This is a genomic window from Nitratireductor sp. OM-1 (assembly GCF_003296175.1).
In the GTDB taxonomy this organism is placed as follows: Bacteria; Pseudomonadota; Alphaproteobacteria; order Rhizobiales; family Rhizobiaceae; genus Nitratireductor; species Nitratireductor aquimarinus.
In genome coordinates, this window is the sequence record NZ_CP029208.1 from 2433994 (window position 1) to 2450877 (window position 16884).

Annotated in this window: 20 protein-coding genes; 10 read left to right on the forward strand and 10 right to left on the reverse strand. The window is 62.5% G+C overall.

Annotation, left to right across the window (positions count from 1 at the left end; genetic code table 11):
- Window positions 1–38 precede the first annotated feature (38 nt).
- Entirely contained in the window at window positions 39–554 is a 516-nt protein-coding gene (locus tag DEJ54_RS11430; RefSeq protein WP_113154674.1) for a sigma-70 family RNA polymerase sigma factor, read from the forward strand.
- Window positions 551–1339, forward strand: a complete 789-nt coding sequence (locus DEJ54_RS11435; RefSeq protein ID WP_245447514.1) for an anti-sigma factor — start codon at window positions 551–553, stop codon at window positions 1337–1339. The genes DEJ54_RS11430 and DEJ54_RS11435 overlap by 4 nt, the downstream gene beginning before the upstream one ends.
- A 66-nt stretch (window positions 1340–1405) precedes the next feature.
- On the opposite strand, the gene DEJ54_RS11440 is transcribed toward DEJ54_RS11435, so the two are convergent.
- The 7 genes from DEJ54_RS11440 to DEJ54_RS11470 form a co-directional block, all read right to left on the reverse strand.
- Window positions 1406–2299, reverse strand: a complete 894-nt coding sequence (locus DEJ54_RS11440) for a mechanosensitive ion channel family protein (RefSeq protein ID WP_113154675.1) — start codon at window positions 2297–2299, stop codon at window positions 1406–1408.
- A gap of 199 nt (window positions 2300–2498) precedes the next feature.
- A complete protein-coding gene (locus DEJ54_RS11445; RefSeq protein ID WP_113154676.1) occupies window positions 2499–3113 on the reverse strand; it encodes a YfbR-like 5'-deoxynucleotidase in 615 nt (204 codons plus the stop codon).
- The gene (locus tag DEJ54_RS11450; protein ID WP_113154677.1) at window positions 3113–3970 is read right to left on the reverse strand and encodes a folate-binding protein YgfZ; all 858 of its coding nucleotides are present in this window, start codon (window positions 3968–3970) and stop codon (window positions 3113–3115) included. Before DEJ54_RS11450 ends, DEJ54_RS11445 begins: the two co-directional genes overlap by 1 nt.
- Window positions 3971–4077: 107 nt before the next feature.
- The gene (locus tag DEJ54_RS11455) at window positions 4078–4500 is read right to left on the reverse strand and encodes a hypothetical protein (protein WP_113154678.1); all 423 of its coding nucleotides are present in this window, start codon (window positions 4498–4500) and stop codon (window positions 4078–4080) included.
- 74 nt (window positions 4501–4574) lie between these two features.
- Window positions 4575–5366, reverse strand: coding sequence for a hypothetical protein (locus DEJ54_RS11460; RefSeq protein WP_113154679.1), 792 nt, complete (start codon window positions 5364–5366; stop codon window positions 4575–4577).
- 9 nt (window positions 5367–5375) lie between these two features.
- Entirely contained in the window at window positions 5376–5747 is a 372-nt protein-coding gene (locus DEJ54_RS11465; protein ID WP_113154680.1) for a TIGR02301 family protein, read from the reverse strand.
- A 110-nt stretch (window positions 5748–5857) separates the two neighbouring features.
- Window positions 5858–6268: an NUDIX hydrolase gene (locus DEJ54_RS11470; protein WP_245447516.1), complete on the reverse strand. Its 411-nt coding sequence runs from the start codon at window positions 6266–6268 to the stop codon at window positions 5858–5860.
- Window positions 6269–6345: 77 nt separating this feature from the next.
- On the opposite strand from DEJ54_RS11470, the gene DEJ54_RS11475 reads away from it, so the two are divergent.
- Both DEJ54_RS11475 and DEJ54_RS11480 read left to right on the forward strand, forming a co-directional pair.
- A complete protein-coding gene (locus DEJ54_RS11475) occupies window positions 6346–6915 on the forward strand; it encodes a DUF2799 domain-containing protein (RefSeq protein WP_245447518.1) in 570 nt (189 codons plus the stop codon).
- 18 nt (window positions 6916–6933) lie between these two features.
- Entirely contained in the window at window positions 6934–7689 is a 756-nt protein-coding gene (locus DEJ54_RS11480) for an SOS response-associated peptidase (protein ID WP_113154682.1), read from the forward strand.
- A gap of 103 nt (window positions 7690–7792) precedes the next feature.
- Here DEJ54_RS11480 and DEJ54_RS11485 read toward each other — a convergent pair whose 3' ends face one another.
- Together DEJ54_RS11485 and DEJ54_RS11490 are read right to left on the reverse strand one after the other, a co-directional pair.
- The gene (locus DEJ54_RS11485) at window positions 7793–9076 is read right to left on the reverse strand and encodes an FAD-binding oxidoreductase (RefSeq protein ID WP_113154683.1); all 1284 of its coding nucleotides are present in this window, start codon (window positions 9074–9076) and stop codon (window positions 7793–7795) included.
- A 206-nt stretch (window positions 9077–9282) separates the two neighbouring features.
- Complete coding sequence (locus DEJ54_RS11490; RefSeq protein ID WP_162742263.1) at window positions 9283–9441, reverse strand: transcriptional regulator; 159 nt, start codon at window positions 9439–9441, stop codon at window positions 9283–9285.
- A gap of 447 nt (window positions 9442–9888) precedes the next feature.
- Here DEJ54_RS11490 and cysS point away from each other — a divergent pair, with 447 nt between their 5' ends.
- The 6 genes from cysS (at window position 9889) to rarD (ending at window position 15881) form a co-directional block, all read left to right on the forward strand.
- Complete coding sequence (cysS, locus tag DEJ54_RS11495; RefSeq protein ID WP_113154685.1) at window positions 9889–11364, forward strand: cysteine--tRNA ligase; 1476 nt, start codon at window positions 9889–9891, stop codon at window positions 11362–11364.
- Window positions 11361–11744 (forward strand): VOC family protein, encoded by a 384-nt coding sequence (locus DEJ54_RS11500; RefSeq protein ID WP_113154686.1) that lies wholly within the window; start codon window positions 11361–11363, stop codon window positions 11742–11744. Before cysS ends, DEJ54_RS11500 begins: the two co-directional genes overlap by 4 nt.
- Window positions 11745–11768: 24 nt before the next feature.
- Window positions 11769–12281 carry a GFA family protein gene (locus DEJ54_RS11505; RefSeq protein WP_113154687.1) on the forward strand — a complete coding sequence of 171 codons (513 nt, stop codon included), beginning with the start codon at window positions 11769–11771 and terminating at the stop codon, window positions 12279–12281.
- On the forward strand, window positions 12274–13227 hold the full coding sequence (gene pip / locus DEJ54_RS11510; protein WP_113154688.1) for a prolyl aminopeptidase: 954 nt from the start codon (window positions 12274–12276) through the stop codon (window positions 13225–13227). Before DEJ54_RS11505 ends, pip begins: the two co-directional genes overlap by 8 nt.
- The gene (cimA, locus tag DEJ54_RS11515) at window positions 13224–14855 is read left to right on the forward strand and encodes a citramalate synthase (protein WP_113154689.1); all 1632 of its coding nucleotides are present in this window, start codon (window positions 13224–13226) and stop codon (window positions 14853–14855) included. The genes pip and cimA overlap by 4 nt, the downstream gene beginning before the upstream one ends.
- Window positions 14856–14960: 105 nt before the next feature.
- Window positions 14961–15881, forward strand: a complete 921-nt coding sequence (gene rarD, locus DEJ54_RS11520; RefSeq protein WP_113154690.1) for an EamA family transporter RarD — start codon at window positions 14961–14963, stop codon at window positions 15879–15881.
- 353 nt (window positions 15882–16234) lie between these two features.
- Here the strand turns inward: rarD and DEJ54_RS11525 are convergent, their stop codons facing one another.
- Window positions 16235–16846: a TIGR00730 family Rossman fold protein gene (locus DEJ54_RS11525; RefSeq protein ID WP_113156238.1), complete on the reverse strand. Its 612-nt coding sequence runs from the start codon at window positions 16844–16846 to the stop codon at window positions 16235–16237.
- Window positions 16847–16884: the final 38 nt, after the last annotated feature.

The following is a 16884-nucleotide window of genomic DNA, read 5'->3' on the forward strand; positions in this document are numbered from 1 at the left end:
AGAAGCATCAGGACCCGTCCGAAAGACGGGCAGGGGGCATGGACGGCAGACGAAAGGCGATTGTCGGCGAGATACCGGGGCTCCGGCGCTATGCGCGCGCGCTCATGCATGATGCCGATGCCGCCGACGATCTGGTGCAGGACTGTCTGGAGCGCGCTTTTCTGCGGCTCGACAACTGGCAGACCGGCACGTCGCCGCGTCGATGGCTCTTCACGCTGATGCACAATCTTTTCGTGGATGGCGTCCGCGCGCGCAAACGGCGTGGCGAGGTGTCCGATCAGGTGGCGTTCGATGCGCCGGATCTGTCGAGCGCGCCGGAACAGAATGGCGTTCTTGATCTGCGCGACGTGCTCGACGCCCTTCAGGACGTGGCGCCCGAGCGGCGCGCCGCCATTCTGCTGGTCGGCGTGGAGGGCATGAGCTACGCCGAGGCTGCACAGGTTCTGGACATCCCGACGGGAACGCTGATGTCGCGCGTGGCGCGCGGGCGGCAGGAACTGCGTGACGTGCTCGATCTTGCGCGGCGGCGGCGCATTCTCAAGGCGGTGGAATGATGACGCAACGCAGCTTTGATGAGAGAGACATCCACCTTGCGCTCGATGGCGAGTTGCCGGCCGAGGACATGGCTGCCTATGAAGCCTGGCTCATGGCGCGACCCGACATGCGGGCGCTCAGCGCGCGCTATGCTTCCGACCGTGCGCTTCTGCGCGAGACGCTCTCGGGGCTTACCGGTGAGGAGCCGCCGCAGCGATTATCTGATGTGGGGCTGGGAGCCGGTCGACGCAAAAGCCCGGCGCGCCGCCGCAGCATGGTTGCAGCGGCCGCCGCTCTGCTTCTGGCAGCGGGGGCGGCTGGTGGATATTGGGCGGGGCGCACGGGGTTCAATGGTGCTGAAACGCTTGCCACGCTTGAAGTCGTGGGGCAGGCGGTTGCGGCGCATCAGGTCTACGCGTCGGAAAAGCTGCATGTGGTCGAGGTTGGGGCGAGCGATCGCAACCATCTGGTCGGCTGGCTTTCAAACCGCGTGGGCACGCAGCTGGTGGCGCCTGATCTGAGGCCGGAGGGTTTCGACCTCATGGGCGGACGGCTTCTGCCTTCGGGCGACAAGACGGCCGCGCAGTTCATGTATGAAGACCCGGAAGGCGAGCGGGTTTCTCTTTATGTCGCGCACTGCCTTCAGGATGAGAAAACAGGCTTCCGCCTGTTCGAGGAGGAGGGTAGCCGCGCCTTCTACTGGCATGAAAACGGGTTTTCCTACACCGTGGCCGGTGCGATCCCGCAAGCGCAGCTGCTGGAGCTGGCGAATGCCACCTATCGCCAGCTGATCGCCGGCAGGTGATGCCGGGTTGGTTTCCCTGAAGAAAAGGCGTTCCACCCATCCTGTGAACGGGTGGAACGGTTTGGTTCAGCCTTTTGCAAGAGCCTTTGTGGCGCCGCCGGAGGCGGGCTTCTTGCTGTCGACCGGCAGGTAATGCACATCGCGCTGCGGGAAGGGAATGGAAATGCCCTTCTCGTCAAAGGCCTGCTTGGCCGCCTTCGTCATGTCGAGGCGCGTCTGCCACCAGTCGGCGGTCGAGGTCCAGTAGCGCAGCGTGACGGCCACGGCGCTGTCGCCAAGTTCGGACACGTAGGTCACCGGTTCCTGATCTTTCAGAATGCGCTCGTCGGCAGCGGCCAGATCCATCATGGTCTGCTGCGCCAGATCGATGTCGTCGCCATAGCCGATGCCAATCACCAGGTCGTTGCGGCGGCGCGAGTTGCGCGAATAATTGGTGACCGAGGTGTTCCACAGCGAGCTGTTGGGCGCGAGAATGTAGAGGCCGTCGACGGTCTTCATTTCCGTGGCGAAGAGGCCAATGGCCTGGATGGTGCCGGAAATGCCGCTGGCTTCCACGAACTCGCCGGCCCGGAAGGGTTTCAGGACCAGCAGCATGATGCCGGCGGCCACATTCTGGAGCGTGCCCTGAAGCGCAAGGCCAATGGCGATGCTGGCGGCGCCCAGCGCTGCGATGATGCTGGCGGTTTGCACGCCAAACTGGGCGAGTACCGTGACGCCGACGAGAACCAGAACCGCATAGCGGGCGACCTGGGACAGGAAACTGGTGAGCGTGGCGTCGAAGGAGCGGAAATGCTCGAGCGTGCGGCGCACCCATTTCTCGACCATGTTTGCGACGATGAAGCCAGCAATGATGAGAATGATGGCGCCGAGAATCGAGAAGGCGTAGGAAACAGCGAATGTGCTGACCTCCGCCCAGGCCGCCTGGGCAGCGGTCGTGATGGTCTCAGTTTTAAATTCCATTGTGGGGGACGTCTCCGTGCCATTGTGGTCGTTTGCGGCGTGCGAGGGCTGGAAGAAACTTGCCCTCCCTTTGTGTGCGGCGCGCCGTGAGCGGCCGACAGGCGCTCGACTGCGAAAGCCGGCGAACACCCGTGTCTAACAAGCCTTGCATCCGGCTGTAAATCCGGCGTGACAGGGAGGAGAATACAAAGCCGGCTGCTTAGCCCTGCCGGCCAAGCTCGATTTCCGCAAAGCGCGCGAGGAAGGCTTCCTGCGCCAGTCTGGGCGGCTGGGGGGCGATTGCGATGCCTTCCGGTGGCATGCCGCGCGGGCGGCCGAAAAACTTCGCCGCTTCGGGAACCTCAAAACCCGCCAGTTGCGTCGCTTCGTAGAAGGCGGCGATCTGGTCGGCGCGTTTGATGGCCTTTTTCAGCTTTTGCGAGAGGTCGGGCGGAAGCGAGAAGCGCAGATGGATGGCTGTCTGAAGCCGCTTCTCGACGGATTTGTAATCATCGCCCAGCGTTGCCTTGAAGGGCGAGATCATGTCGCCGATCACATATTCGGGAGCATCGTGCAGAAGCGCGGCGAGCGCATGGTCCGGCGTTGCGTCGCCCGAAAGCTGGCTGAAGATCTCTTCCACGAGAAGGGAATGCTGCGCGACGGAATAGGCGTGGTCACCCCTTGTCTGCCCGTTCCAGCGCGCGACACGCGCAAGCCCGTGTGCGATGTCGATGATCTCCACATCGAGAGGCGAGGGATCAAGCAGATCGAGGCGGCGGCCGGAAAGCATCCGCTGCCAGGCGCGCATTCCGGTCTTTGCCGTCGGGGCCGCCATCAGCCCGCATCTCCGTCACTGTCCGGAAAGGTGAACGTCGCCCAGGCCGGAATGGCGAGGGTCACTTCGGTTTCGCCTGCGGTGATCGGGTTGCCGGCGTCCATCGCGTCCTTCACCCGGTCGATCCGGGCGATGGCGAGCGCCTGTTTGCCGGACACGGTTCCAAGCGCGCCCAGCGGCTTGCCGCCGGCCCTGATCTCGGTTCCGGCGGCGGGCAGGTCTGCATCGGCCTGAGCGATCAGAAGCCTGCGGCGCGCGGTGCCGCGATGGTGCATGCGCGAGACGACCTCCTGACCGACATAGCAACCCTTCCTGAGGCCGACGCCGCCATTCTGGTCGAAAAGCACATCATGGGGAAAGGCGTCGCCGAGTTCGTAGTCGCTGCCGCTTTCTGCAACGGCATGGGCGATCCGCAGGCGGTCCAGATCCTCGACGCCGGCATCCTGTGCGGGCGCATCTCCATAGTGCCGATAGACCGTGATGGTCTCTGGGAAACGTCGGTCGATTACGGTTGAATCACTGTATGAAGAACCAGAATCACTTTCCCATGAAACAGAGATAACACTCTGTTCAGGCGAGGAAATCTGAGCCTTGGCGCGCAGCCTGTAGAGCGTGAGGCGCTTGACCAGATCTGCTGCAATATCGGCCCGGCATTCGATGCGGAATGCTTCGTCGCCCGCCCTTGAGATCAGGAAATCGAACAGGATCTTGCCCTGCGGCGTCAAAAGCGCCCCGGGGCGACACTCACCGGAGCCAAGCTTTGCGAGGTCCGTGGTGATCACGTTTTGCAGAAAATGTTCGGCCTCGGGGCCCTCAAGCGTGAAGAGCGCGCGATTGTCGAGATGGCAGGTCGGCATGGCTGATCCGGGGAAGATTCTAGATAGGGCCTGCCCTCTAGCTAGGATGCTTTTGCGCTGGCGACAACCCGGCTTCTTTGTCTGGGGCCGTGCCCAGGGTCCTGACCCTAGCGCCCGGTCTTTTCACGCAACCGCGCCGCCGCTTCGGCGAGCGTTCTCGCGCTTTTCGCGCTCAGCCCGCCATCCTGATAATCACGGCGGATCGCATCTTCGATTTCATCGGCGATGCTGTCGAGGGAGGGGCCTCTGTCGGTCCCTTGAGCACTTCGGTGATCGAACAGATTGATCCAGTGGTCCGTGTCGCGGCCAAAGCGCATCAAGCGATCCAGATAGATTTCCGCACTGCCATCGCGCGACAGAAGGCCAAACAGGCCCGCAGCCAGCGAGAGCGGGCTCATGACCACGTCGCGAAGACCATCGGCCATCAGCTTGACCTGAAAGAGAACCACGCGGCGCACGAGCCGCGTTCGTTGGCCCGAGCTTTTGGAAGTTGCAAAAGCACCGGCTCGAGGCTGCGCCATCCCGTTCATGCGTTCCTCCCTGAAACTCAATTGGATATGGGGGCGCAGTGCCCGATTGCAAGAAATGCGGTCTTCGCTTGCAGTCAGTCTCCGGCGACGAAGAAGGACCAGCGCCCCTCAGGCGTGATGCCCACACGATAGAAGATGTAAGCGCCGAAGCTCTTCATGTCTTCATAGTCGCCGGCCGTGACGAGCGTGAAGAGTTCCACACGTTGCTTCTTGTCGAGCGTTTCCAGCGGCAGGGCGAAGAAATAGGGCCAGACATACATTTCCTGCGGCGTGCCCTGATCGAGATGCACATAACCCGCCTGCAGAACCTCCAGCAGGATTGCGAGAATTTCCTGACCTTCCTCGTCGCCCGATAACTCCAGAAGATGCTCAAGCGGGTCGCCCTCCAGAAGGCCCAGCGAGAGGCGCGTTCCGGTTTCGCTGTTGCCGATCAACGGGCGCAGCTGTTCGAGATCGCCGCTCTTGGTCGCTTCAACGATCAGGCCATGCATGCGGCGCACGGGTTCGGGCAGCTGCTCCAGATCGTACTGAACCTGAGGGATATCCTTGCCGATCTCGGTGTCAGGACGCACCGTGTCGCGCAGGGGGGTGTCCTTCAGGGGCGTCGCACCCTCTGCGTCGCCGGGCGTATCGCTGTTTCCGGCAGGCATGCGGATGGGCGGGGGAAGCGGAACACGCTCCACGCTGCCGGTGTCTGCTTCTTCTTCCGCTGCCGGTGCCTCATGCAGTTCGCTCAGCGCCAGCGCCGGGGTGGCGGCCCCCATGGTCAGCAGCAGCGCTACCGGTCCGGCCAGAAGTCGCCATCCGGGCCCGGCCAGCGACAGCGGGGTTGCAAGGCTCTGAACGTTCAGGAGATGCCGCATCATTATCAGGTCTCAGTTTCCGTAGCGCTGCACGATTTCTTCGGACAGGCGCGAACCTTCTTCCATATACCGGTCAATGGCGGCCAGAGCCTGCGCCGTGCATTTCTCATAGGTGCCGGCGAAGGAGCGGTAGCCATGATTGAAGCTGGCGATCAGCTTTTCGCGGCGATCCGGCGTCGGCGTTTCCGTTTCGAGAAGCGCTTCCATCTTCTCGCGCCATGCTCCGGATTTCTCGCCGCACAGGTTGCGCAGATAATGGACGGAGCCGATCACCTCCGCGAGCTGCAAAAGCGGCTTCTCATAGCTGGCGTCATTGGCCTGCGCGGCAGGTGTCGCCATCACGATCACGGCCAGAAGCCCTGTTCTTACCGATCCTCTACGCATGCCGTGTTGTCACCCAGCGAGCCCCAGACTGTCAAACCCCGTGCTTTTCCAGAGTATGGCACATGGCCTTGAAGAAAGTGGCAAGATTGAGAGCATTCTCCGGGCCATGTTCAAGAGGCGGCCAGGTGTTGCAGTTCTTCAATGATTTCGCGCGTGCTGTCGGTCAGCGGCATGGCGGCGAACGCATCGGCGGAAAACCAGCCGGCTTCGCTTGCATCGTCACCGGCAACCGGTTCACCGGTCATGACCGTGGCGCAGAAGACAGTGAGCCGATAGGTCTTTGCGTCGTCCCCGTTCAGCACGATCTCGCGATAGGGGCTGGCGGTCGTCACGGTCAGTCCGGTTTCTTCCAGAAGTTCGCGGGCCAGCGCCTGTTCGGCGGTTTCGCCCGCCTCCACGCGGCCGCCCGGAAAAGCGAAGTAATCCTTCGCCGGGGCGCGTCCCCGGCGCACCAGAAGAAAGCACCCATTCTCTTGTATCGCGGCCGAGACGGCGCGTATTTCCTTTGGTTTAGTCGGCAAAAGCCTTGCATCCTCTCCGTTCATCGCCAAAAGTCCGGCGCTATATTTATGTTCTGATAAGTTGGGGGAACGCAATCATGCAGGCATTGAGGAGCGGAAAACTTGTCGCCGGTCTGGTGGCTGTGCTGTCGCTTTCGGCGTGCGCAACGCTAAACGAGACCCAGTGCGAAACGGTAAACTGGAGCGATCTGGGGCGCAGCGATGGCGCTGCCGGCCGCAGCACCTCCTACATCCAGCGGCACCGCGAGGCCTGCGTGAAGTACAATCTGCCGGTCGATGAGAACGCCTGGCGTTCGGGCTGGGAAGACGGCATTCGCCGCTACTGCACGCCTGAAAACGGTTTGAGCGTTGGGCGCGAAGGCCGCAGCTATGCCAATTCGTGCCCGGCGCGAATCGCTCCCGGTTTTGAAAACGCCTACCGGGTTGGCAAGCGCGTACACGACGCCCAGTCGGACTACGACCGGCTGAAGAGTGACCTTGAGCGGCTCTATGACGATCTGGAAGATGCGGCCAAGGGCGAGGAGCGCCGCAAGGTGCGCAACCGGATTTCGCTGAAAGAGTCGGAGCTGTTCCTCGCCGAGGGCCGCCTGCGCGATGCCCAGCGTCTTTATGATCGCTATCTCTATGAGGAAAGCGGCCGGTACTAGGTCGCCGGTGATACCGGTATGTGTGGTCGCTTTGCCCTGACATCGACGCCCGACGCGGTGCAGTCGCTTCTGGCGGTAACGGATTTCGAGCCGTTTCCGCCGCGCTACAACATTGCGCCCACACAGCCGATCCTCATGGCAATGTCGGGTCCGACGCGCGCGCCGGGCTCCAATCTCCCGGCGCGGCAGACCATGCTCGTGCGCTGGGGGCTTATCCCGTCCTGGGCGAAGAACCCTGCCGATCTTTCCCTGCTGTTCAACGCCCGCTCCGAGACGGCGGCTGAAAAGGCGTCGTTTCGCACGGCAATGCGCCATCGCCGTACGCTGGTGCCTGCCAACGGCTTCTATGAATGGCGGCGCGTCGGCAGCAAGAAGGCCGAGCCTTACTGGATCAGGCCGAAGCACGGCGGGCTGATTGCGTTTGGCGGGCTCATGGAAAGCTGGTCGGAACCGGGCGGAACCGAAATGGACACTGGCGCGATCCTGACAACCGAGGCGAATCAGGATCTGCGCGGCATCCACCACCGCATGCCGGTGGTGATCCAGCCGGAGGATTTCGAGCGCTGGCTCGACTGCCTCAATCAGGAACCGCGCCACGTGGCCGATCTCCTGAAACCGGCCCAGCCGGATTTCTTCGAGGCGGTGCCCGTTTCAGACCGGGTCAACAAGGTGGCCAATGTCGGTCCGGACCTTCAGGAGCGTGTGGAGCGCCGAGAAGAGGCGCGCTCCGCGCCCAAACCCTGCGACGATGGCGGGCAGCTCGATCTTTTTTAGAGCATCGGCCCGGAAATCGGAATCGATTTTCGGAAAGCACGATGCGCAGGTTCAATAGGTTAGAGCGTCCTTTGTGCATCCGAATGGATGGACAAAGGACTCTCTAAAACACCGTGCGCAGAAGGTGCACTGCCTCGGCGCCATAGCGATAGACGCCCTCGCGCACGCCACGGAAGGACTGCGTCGTCACATCGCTGACGGGCAGGGGCAGTTCTTCGGTGGAGAGGCGACCCAGAATCAAGTCTGCCAGAGACTTGCCGAACACGGTTCCGGGGCCGATGCCGCGACCGTTGTAACCGGAAAAGCCGATCACATTGTCGCCTAGGCGGTGGAATTTCGGCAAATGGTCGGCAGTCATGCCGATATGGCCATACCAGCAGTTTTCAAACCGCGTGCCTTTGAGTTCGGGGAAAAGCCGCGCAATGGCACGCTCGGCCCAGGCGCGGTGAATGGCCTGTCCGGTCCCTTTCAGGGCGCCGACACTGCCAAAGACCAGCCGGCCCTCGCGGTCCCAGCGGAAGGAGGTCAGGATCTGCTTCGTGTCCCACGCGCCCTGACGTTCGGGCAGGATCGTGTCGCGCACGGCCTGCGGCAGCGGCGGGGTCGCGAAGTTGAAATAGGGGAGGTGAACGATCTCCTGCCGGATCTGCGGCCAGGGCGAGTTCGTATAGGCATTGGTGGCGACGATGACATGGCGCGCCGTCAGTGCGCCAGTCGAAGTCTCCAGCCGCCAGTCGCTGCCGCTGCGCTCCGCCTTCGTGACGCGGGAACCGGTGTGAAGGCGTGCGCCGGCATTTTGGGCCGCATGGGCAAGCCCGCGCGCATAGGCAAGTGGCTGGATGGTGCCGGCGCGTTCATCGAGAAGCGCGCCGGAAAAAGTCTGGCTGCCAACCTTCGCGCGCGTTTCTTCGCGATCAAGCAGTCTGACCGGCGCACCGCGCGCCTGCCACTGCCGGGCGCGTTCGCCCAGCTGCGCGAGGCCGCTTTCGCCGACAGCGCAATGAAGCGTGCCGACAGGCATCGCCTCGCAGGCCATGCCGTGCTGCGTCGCCAGGTCGAACACCACGCGCGGCGCATCGCCCAGAAGGTCGAGCAGGCGCTCGCCATAGGTTTCGCCGAGAATGCCGGGCAGATCGTCGGGCATCACCCACATGCCGGCATTGACGAGGCCGACATTGCGTCCCGAGCCGCCGAAGCCGATTTCCTCGGCTTCCAGAAGCACCACGTCCGTGCCGGCTTCCGCCAGAAACAGCGCTGCGGACAGCCCGGTGTAACCGCCGCCGACAATGGCGACCTGCGCGCTGGCTTCGCCAGACAGCGTCTCGGTTTGCGGGGCGGGGGGCGCGGTCTTCTCCCACAGGCCGTGGGAAAGCGGGTCGTTCCTCATGATGCGGGCTCATTCAACGCTTGGATTGCCGCGACACTTCACATGCCGATCGCTGGCGATCCAAGCGAAAAATCCGCATCACTTCATGCGAACGTCGCATTGAAGTGGTCAAAACGCGCTACACACCATCCTCACCACCGTTCTCACGGTGTTCGGAGATTGCGCTGCCCCTTGCCACACGCTCCGGCTGTCGCCGGAACAAAACCTCAGTCGGTCTGCGTGTCGTAGGGGTGCTGACGGGGTGCCGGTGCAGGCTTTTCAGACTTGCACTGCAGAGCGGCATTGATCGCTGCCGGACCAACCGCATGATACTGGCTAAGCAGAAGCTTGTCCTGTTCGGCGGTATACTCTGCTGGCTTGTTCATATCGCGGGGCATAACTCTTCCTTGATTCCGCGTTGTCGTCCCTTCCGAGCAGATGGGGACCGAATCCGACAAAATCTTGACAGATCGCCCAGCCGGAAGAAGCATCTTTAAAATTGCCGCATCAGCCTTAACAATTCCTTCACAATGGCCCTGTGCTTGCAATACCTCTTTAGGGCCGCAAAGTCGGCTTTGCTTCTCATCCCCAGCCTTTTGGCTTTCAGCTTTTAGTCTTGACGCATTTGCTGCCGGCGGCGATAAGAACGCCTATGAAAACGCTGTGCGCCATTATCGGCATTTGCATTATCGGCTAGCGCCAAACCGCTGGTCCGGACGTTTTCGCCCTCCTTTCCCGACGAGAAAAACGCCCAGGCCAGACGGCCGGAGTGAGCCGTGCCCGCAGTGCAGAACCGCACCGGCGCGACGATGGGTTGAAAACGGAAGGCGAGGATGACGAACGGTTTCAAGGGCCTCAGGGTCTACAACACGCTGACGCGGGCCAAAGAGGACTTCGTCCCCATCGATGCGGACAGGGTGCGCATGTATGTGTGCGGGCCGACGGTCTATGACTATGCGCATATCGGCAATGCGCGCCCGGCCATTGTCTTCGACATCCTGTTCCGGCTCCTGCGCCATCTCTATGGCGAGGATCACGTCACCTATGTGCGCAACATCACCGACGTGGATGACAAGATCAACGCACGCGCCCGGCGCGACTATCCGGATCTGCCGCTCAATGAGGCGATCCGCGAAGTCACGCAGAAGACGGCCGACCAGTATCACGCCGATGTGGCGGCCCTTGGCTGCCTGAGGCCGACAATCGAGCCGCGGGCAACCGAGTTCGTTCTGCCGCGCGCCGACGGGCTGACGGACATGGCGAGCCTGATTCAAACTCTCATGGATCGCGGCCATGCCTATGAAGCGAATGGGGAAATCCTTTTCGACACGGCCTCCATGCCGGCCTATGGCGGGCTTTCCAAGCGCAAGCTGGAAGACCAGCAAGCCGGCGCGCGTATCGCCGTCGAGGCGCACAAGAGGAACCCGGCCGACTTTGTCCTCTGGAAGCAGTCCTCTGCGGATGAGCCGGGCTGGGACGCGCAGTTCACCATCGGTGGCGCGGCGGTGACGATCCGTGGCCGGCCCGGCTGGCACATCGAGTGCTCGGCCATGTCGGCGGCCTATCTGGGCGAGGAGTTCGACATTCACGGCGGTGGCCTCGACCTGATTTTCCCGCACCATGAAAACGAGATTGCGCAATCATGCTGCGCCCATGGCCGCGATCTCATGGCGCGCTACTGGATGCACAATGGCTTCCTCCAGGTGGAGGGGCGCAAGATGTCCAAGTCGGAAGGCAATTTCGTCACCATCAACCAGCTTCTGGAGACGGAAGTGTTCGGTGGTCGCTCATGGCCGGGCGAAGTGCTGCGGCTTGCCATGCTGATGACCCATTATCGCGAGCCGATCGATTTTTCGGTGCGCAAGCTGGAAGAGGCCGAAGCGGTGCTCGATGGCTGGTACCGCGCCATTGGCGATGTCGCGGCAGGTGATGTTGGATGCGCGGACATGGTGGCCGCGCTCAGCGATGACCTTGGCACGACAGGCGCCATCGCGGCGCTGCACGAATTGCGCAGTGAAGCGGCCAAGGGCAATGATGAGGCGCGGCAGGCGCTCAAGGCGAGCGCCGGCCTTCTCGGACTGCTGGGCCAGACGGAAAGCGAGTGGTTCGCCGCAAAGGTGTCAGACGCGTCCATCGATACGGGCGCTGTGGAGGCCGCCGTCGAGGAGCGGCTGACGCAGTTGCGCGAAAAGAACTTCGCCGAAGCCGACCGCATCCGCGACGAGCTCACGGCGCAGGGCGTGCAGCTGATGGATTACAAGGATCCTGAAAGCGGCGAGCGTCGCACGAAGTGGGAGGTGAAACGGTGATCGATCATATCGGCATACGCACGGCGGATTTTGATCGCGCGAAAGCGTTTTACGACAGGGCGATGGCGCCGCTGGGCGCATCGCTGCTCATGATGGTGCCGCCGGAACACACCGATGGCGTGAAAGTGGGCGGATATGGCCGCGACCGGCCGGTCTACTGGCTCAGCGAAGGCGCGCCGGCGAGCGAGCCAAAACACATCGCCTTCACCGCCAATACGCGCGACGAGGTGGATGCGTTTTACAGGGCGGCGCTGGAAGCCGGCGGACGTGACAATGGCGCTCCGGGCCCCAGACCGCACTACCACCCCGATTATTACGGGGCCTTCGTGTTCGATCCCGACGGCAACAATGTGGAAGCCGTCTGTCATAGGCCAGTATAGGCCGGTAAAGGGGAGGGAGCGGAAATGAGCCTCGACAACAAGCCCGTCTATTCCGGCGGTTGCCAGTGCGGTGCGGTTCGTTTCCATGTCGAAGGCGCGCTGGGCGAAGCATCGGTGTGCCACTGCCGCATGTGCCAGAAGGCCAGCGGAAACATCATGCTCCCACTGGTCTCCGTCACCGGGGCAAAACTGAGCTGGACGCGCGGTGAACCGAAGCGCTTCCAGTCTTCCTCCCATGTCCGGCGCGGCTTCTGCGCTGATTGCGGCACGCCGCTTACCTATGAAGCGCCGCACGGTGTCGCGATCACCATCGCCGCCTTCGACCAGCCCGGGGATATCGCTCCGGTCGTGCAGTGGGGCGTGGAGAACAAGCTGCCATACACGGACGGCATATCGGCGCTGCCGGCATACACATCGGACGATGACGAGGAGGCCGCAGAGCTTCTGCGGGGGCTCGTTTCCCATCAGCATCCCGACCACGACACGGAAGAATGGCCGTTGCCCGCAAACGGGCGGAAAGACAAAGAAAATGACTGAATTGCGCACGCTTTATCCCGAGATCGAGCCCTTCGACAGCGGTATGCTGGATGTGGGCGATGGCCATACGATTTACTGGGAGCGTGTGGGGACGCGGGGCGCGAAGCCGGCGGTCTTCCTGCATGGCGGACCGGGGGGCGGCTGCGGGCCGACGCATCGCCGGGCCTTCGATCCCGAAAAATACGACGTGATGCTTTTTGATCAGCGCGGTTGTGGCCGCTCCCTGCCGCATGCGGAACTCGAGGCCAACACCACCTGGCATCTCGTCTCCGACATTGAGCGGCTGCGCGCCATGATGGGCGTGGAGAAATGGCAGGTGTTTGGCGGTTCGTGGGGCTCGACGCTGGCGCTCGCCTATGCCGAGACACATCCCGAACGGGTGTCGGAACTCATCGTGCGCGGCGTCTACACGCTGACCCGCGCCGAGCTCGAATGGTACTACCAGTTCGGCGTGTCGCAGATGTTCCCCGAGAAGTGGGAGCGCTTCCTTGCGCCGATCCCACAGGCCGAGCGCGGCGACCTGATGGCCGCCTACCGCAAGCGCCTCGTCTCGGAGGATCGTGCTGTCCAGCTTGAAGCGGCCAAGGCCTGGAGCCTGTGGGAAGGGGAGACCATCACCCTTTTGCCCGATCCCTCGCTGACGGAGCAGCATGGCGATGATGATTTCGCCATCGCCTTTGCGCGGATTGAAAACCATTTCTTCGTTCATGGCGGCTGGTTCGAGGAAGGCCAGCTGCTGCGCGACGCGCACAAGCTTGCCGGCATTCCCGGTGTGATCGTTCACGGGCGTTACGACATGCCGTGCCCGGCGCACTATGCCTGGCAGCTCCACAAGGCGTGGCCCGATGCCGAGTTCCACCTGATCGAGGGCGCGGGGCACGCCTTCTCCGAACCGGGCATTCTCGACCGTCTGATCCGGGCAACCGACCAATTCGCAGGCAAATGACCATGGCAGACAAAGAACGCATCTACCTTTTCGACACCACGCTGCGCGATGGTCAGCAGACGCCGGGCGTGGATTTCTCGGTCGAAGACAAGATCGCCGTGGCCAAGCTGCTCGACGATTTCGGCTTCGATTATGTTGAGGGCGGCTATCCGGGCGCAAACCCGACCGACACGGCCTTCTTTTCCAAGAAACGCACCTCGGATGCCGCATTCGTCGCCTTCGGCATGACGAAGCGCGCCGGCGTCTCGGCGTCCAACGATCCGGGCCTTGCAGCGCTTTTGCAGTCGCAGAGCGATGCGATCTGCTTCGTCGCCAAGAGCTGGGATTACCATGTGCGCGTGGCGCTGGGCTGCACCAATGAGGAAAACCTCGAATCGATCACCGCATCGGTCGAGGCCTCCGTCGCCAAAGGCAAGGAAACGCTGCTCGACTGCGAACACTTCTTCGATGGCTACAAGGCCAATCCGGATTATGCGCTTGCCTGCGCCAAAGCCGCTTACGATGCGGGCTGTCGCTGGGTGGTGCTGTGCGACACCAATGGCGGCACGCAGCCGGCTGAGATCCGGGAGATCGTGCAGGCGGTGATCGCGGCCGGCATTCCCGGCGACCATCTGGGCATCCATGCGCATGACGATACGGGCCAGGCGGTGGCGAATTCGCTCGCCGCAGTCGAGGCCGGCGTCAGGCAGGTGCAGGGCACGCTGAACGGCATTGGCGAGCGCTGCGGCAACGCCAATCTGGTGACCATTCTGCCGACGCTTGCGCTCAAGCCTGCCTATGCCGACCGGCTCACCACCGGCATTCCGGCCGAAAAGCTCGCCGATCTTTCGCGGCTGGCGCATGGTTTCGACGAGCTTTTGAACCGCGCGCCTGAGCAACAGGCGCCCTATGTGGGCGCATCGGCCTTCACCACCAAGGCCGGCATTCATGCCTCCGCGGTGCTGAAAGAGCCGGAAACCTATGAACACGTGCCGCCGGAAAGCGTCGGCAACACGCGCCGCGTGATGGTCTCCGATCAGGGCGGGAAATCAAACTTCATCGCCGAGCTGAAGCGGCGGGGCATTGCGGTCGACAAGGCCGATCCGCGCCTCGATACGCTGATCTCGCTGGTCAAGGACCGTGAGGCGCAGGGCTATGCCTATGAGGGCGCAGATGCGAGTTTCGAGCTTCTGGCGCGGCGCACGCTCGGCCGGGTGCCGGAGTTCTTCAAGGTCGATGGTTTCCGCTGCATGGTGGAGCGCCGGTTTGACGCCAATGGCGACCTGAAAACCGTGTCGGAAGCCGTGGTGCGGGTGACCGTGGATGGTGAGACGCTGATGTCGGTTGCCGAAGGGCATGGCCCGGTCAACGCGCTCGATATCGCGCTGCGCAAGGATCTCGGAAAATATCAGAGCGAGATTTCCGATCTGGCGCTGGCCGATTACAAGGTGCGTATTCTAAACGGCGGCACGGAAGCAATCACGCGCGTTCTGATCGAATCCTTCGATGGCAGCGGCGCCCGCTGGTGGACGGTTGGCGTGTCCGACAACATCATCGACGCTTCGTTTCAGGCGCTGATGGACTCCATCATCTACAAGCTGGTCAAGAACCGGGACAGCGATGGAGAGGCGGCTGTCGACGCTGCCTGATTTCTCCTGACGCAAAGCTGGACCAATAAAATGAAATAGCGACGGGCGCGCCTGCTGTGACAGGATGCCCGTCCAGGGCTTCGGCCGTTGTTTCGTGGAACACTGATGTCTGAGATTGCCGGTAAGCCGCTCGATGAGAGCCGCAATGATGCGCTGCGCGGATTTGTTTTCGCGATGTCGGCCTACGCCATGTGGGGCTTTCTACCGCTCTACATGAAGCTGGTCGCGCATATCCCGGCAACGGAAGTGGTTGCGCACCGTGTTCTGTGGTCGCTGCCGGTGGCGGCGGTGATCCTGCTTGTTCTGGGGCGCACCAGCGATGTGCGAGAGGCGCTTCGCTCGCCGCGCACCCTCATGATGGCAGCGCTCACGGCGGCGATCATCTCGTGCAACTGGGGCATTTATGTCTGGGCCATCGCCACCGACCGCGCGGTCGAAACGGCGCTTGGCTATTACATCAATCCGCTGGTCAGCATCGCCATGGCGGCCATCTTTCTCGGCGAGCGGCTGAACCGCCTTCAGATCGCGGCGGTGTGTCTGGCGGCGGTGGCCGTGGTGGTTCTCACCACCGATGCGGGCGGGCTGCCATGGGTTTCGCTCAGCCTGGCCCTGAGCTTCGCGGCCTATGGAATCCTGCGCAAGACGCTGCCGATCGGACCCAGTCAGGGCTTTTTCCTGGAAGTGCTGATCCTCACCCTGCCGGCAATCGGCTATCTGGGGTGGCTCGCCTTTTCCGGCGAAGCGCATTTCGGCCCGGCGAGCCCCACAGACATGCTGCTTCTCATCGGCTGCGGCCCGGTGACGGCCATCCCGCTCATCCTGTTTGCCTCCGGCGCGAAGCTTCTGCGCTATTCCACCATCGGCATCATGCAGTACACGGCGCCGACCATGATTTTCCTGATTGCCGTGTTCGTGTTCAAGGAGCCGTTCGGCGGTGTGAAGGCGATTGCCTTCGCCCTCATCTGGGCAGCCCTCGCGCTCTACAGCTGGTCGATGCTGCGCGAGGCGCGGCAGGCAAAAAAATAGCCGCCCCTGAGGGCGGCAAAAAATCCGATGATGCCGGAAGGGGTGCGGCGGGCATCTTCGGCCAGAGCATCGGACCGAAAGGGGGTACCGGTTTTCGGTTGCCCCGATGCTCCATCAGGAAACCAGGCCACCCTTTGGGCGTTGGGTCGACCTGGGGACGTTTGCGCGGGACAGGACGAACCGGAGAGCGCTTTGCGGGACGACGCTCCGGCGATTGATGCCTGCATCAGCGATGCACCGCGCAGCCTCATGGAAGCAGGCTTGTGTGACAGACGCACTGCAATCCGTTGAACTTCCAGTGACAGTTCGGGCCAGTGACAGTCCGGACGAACAGCGTTGATGATTGTGGACAGTCAGAGCCTGTCGATGGTTGCCGTGTCGCCTTCGTCGCCCGCTGTGCGCGTTGCCGCAGCTTTCAGGATCGCGGGGACGATGTCCTCGGCCCTGTCCACCACAATGGGGCACACGCGATGATCCGAATGCACGAAACCTTCCTGTTTCATGTGTTCGATCAGTGTGAGAAGCGGGTTCCAGAAACCACCGATATTGGCGAAGACCATCGGCTTTTCATGCCGGGCGAGCTGCGCCCAGGTCATGATTTCGACGATCTCCTCCAGCGTGCCGATGCCGCCGGGCAGGGCCACGAAGGCGTCTGCGCGCTCGAACATGCCGTGCTTGCGCTGGTGCATGTCTTCGGTGACGATCAGCTCGTCCAGTTCCGTCAGCTCAACTTCGTTGGCTTCGCGGCGGATCAGGAATTTGGGGATGATCCCGGTGACCTTGCCGCCGGCATCCATGGTTCCACGGGCGACAGCGCCCATGATGCCCTTGGTGCCTGCGCCGTAAACCAGCCGCAGGCCGGCATCTGCCAGCCCCCGTCCCAGCGTTAGGCCTGCCTGGAAATGACTTTCATCGCGCCCATTGCTCGATCCGCAATAAACGCATACCGACTCGATTGTGTTCATGGAAACCATTGCTTGTCTGGGTTACTGTTGTGGTCAAG